Here is a 1,873-nt window from a genome sequence, read left to right as displayed (position 1 = left end):
GGGGGAGTGGGGGAGCGGGGGAGTGGAAGAATTAATATTTTCCCTCTTCCCGCTTCCCTCTTCCCTCTCCCTCTTCCCTAACCCCTAATCCCTAACCCCTAGACCCTGGTTCTACGCTGCTTCTGTCATCTTCAAATCGCGCAAGCCGCTAATATCGACTTCAATCGAAGGCCCCATTGTGGCAGACACATACATAGTGCGCCAGTAGCGGCCTTTAGCGCCAGAAGGACGGTTGCGATCGATGGTTTCTTGCAATGCCTTCAGATTCACCAGCAAATCATCGGCTGAGAAAGATGCCTTGCCGAACAGAATGTGAACAATCCCTGTTCGGTCTGCCCGGAATTCTAGTTTACCAGCTTTGAACTCTGCGATCGCTGCCCCCAGATCGAAAGTTACCGTACCCCCCTTGGGCGACGGCATCAATCCGCGTGGGCCCAGCAACTTACCCAGCTTTGCCACCTGCGGCATCACATCTGGCGTTGCGATTAGCTTATCAAAATCCATTCTGCCTTTTTGGATTTCGTCGATCAGCTCCTCTGAGCCAACCACATCTGCACCTGCATTACTTGCTTCGGTTACTTTTTCCCCGCGAGCAATTACTGCCACCCGTACTGTCTGTCCAGTTCCTTTGGGTAGCACTACCGTTGTCCGCAATTGTTGATCGGCGTACTTCGGGTCAATTCCCAACCGGATGTGAGCTTCTGCCGATTCGGGAAACTTAGCCGTGGCCGTTTCCTTTAACAAATTTAACGCTTCTAACGGCTGATAAGGCCGCTCTTCCACTTTCTTACGCAGTTCTTGCATTCTGCGCGATTCTTTCTTCATTCTTTATCTCTCCTGGGGTTGATGGCGAAGCCAATCGCTTCTCCCCCGATCAATTTTGGATTTTGGATTTTGGATTTTGGGATTTATGCTGAATTGCCAAGTGAATTCAGAATTATTTTGCCTCAGCTACAACTAATCTGTAACTGTGACACCCATATTGCGAGCGGTTCCTTCCACAATTTTCATCGCTGCATCAATGTCATTAGCATTGAGGTCAGGCAATTTAGTTTGGGCAATTTCTCTCAATTGCGCCCGCGTAATCGAACCGACTTTCTTGCGGTTGGGTTGATCCGAACCTTTCTCAACTCCAGCCGCCTTGGTGATCAAAACCGAAGCTGGAGGAGTTTTCAGCACAAACGTGAAACTGCGATCCTCGTAGACGGAAATTTCTACGGGTACCACCATTCCAGCTTGATCCGATGTTCTGGCGTTGTATTCCTTACAAAACGCCATAATATTCACCCCATGCTGACCCAGTGCTGGGCCGACAGGCGGGGCTGGGTTGGCCTTTCCTGCTGGCAAGGCCAACTTAATTATTGCAACAACTTTTTTGGCCATTTATTCTTTAGCTCTGTTTTTGAACCTGATTGAACTCCAATTCCACTGGCGTATCGCGCCCAAAGATCGAAAGTAATGCTTTGAGCTTGCTACGTTCGGGACTTACTTCAATCACCTCTCCTTCAAAGTCTTTGAAGGGCCCTGAAAGCACGAGGATTCTGTCACCCACAGCCATATCGATTTTGACGACTGGCTCTTGCTCGCGAGTTTGCTTAAAGATTCTTTCTACTTCTGCTTGACTCAGCGGCACTGGTTTGACGTGACCCCGGCCACGTCCGTAGCGGCGTTTTTGTTCAGCCCCTACAAAATTAATCACATTTGGCGTATTTTTGACAACCTGCCAACTTTCATCGTCCATGATCATCTGGACAAGTACGTAGCCGGGGAAAACTTTTTCTTCGCCATGTTGTCTGCTGCCGTCTTTGCGAATTTTTACGGCAGGTGTTTGCGGAATTTCTACTTGTAAAATGCGATCGGCCACATCCAGAGT

At 49.1% G+C, this 1,873-nt stretch carries 3 protein-coding genes; all 3 read right to left on the bottom strand.

Going from position 1 to position 1,873, the window contains the following annotated elements; all coding sequences use genetic code 11:
- Window positions 1–111 precede the first annotated feature (111 nt).
- Window positions 112–825, bottom strand: a complete 714-nt coding sequence (rplA, locus tag H6S82_RS31315) for a 50S ribosomal protein L1 (protein WP_190461221.1) — start codon at window positions 823–825, stop codon at window positions 112–114.
- A 132-nt stretch (window positions 826–957) separates the two neighbouring features.
- Entirely contained in the window at window positions 958–1,383 is a 426-nt protein-coding gene (gene rplK / locus H6S82_RS31310) for a 50S ribosomal protein L11 (RefSeq protein ID WP_190461219.1), read from the bottom strand.
- 7 nt (window positions 1,384–1,390) lie between these two features.
- A partial coding sequence (gene nusG / locus H6S82_RS31305) for a transcription termination/antitermination protein NusG (RefSeq protein WP_191057343.1) occupies window positions 1,391–1,873 on the bottom strand: 483 nt, incomplete at its 5' end.

This window comes from Planktothrix sp. FACHB-1355 (assembly GCF_014748295.1).
Lineage (GTDB): Bacteria > Cyanobacteriota > Cyanobacteriia > Cyanobacteriales > Aerosakkonemataceae > Aerosakkonema > Aerosakkonema funiforme_A.
Note: the sequence above shows the minus strand (reverse complement) of the source record. Positions and strands in the feature narration are given on the sequence as shown.

Coding starts and splice junctions, on each gene's coding strand:
- rplA (WP_190461221.1), bottom strand. CDS start 825: ATGAAGAAAGAATCGCGCAGAATGCAAGAACTGCGTAAGAAAGTGGAA.
- rplK (WP_190461219.1), bottom strand. CDS start 1,383: ATGGCCAAAAAAGTTGTTGCAATAATTAAGTTGGCCTTGCCAGCAGGA.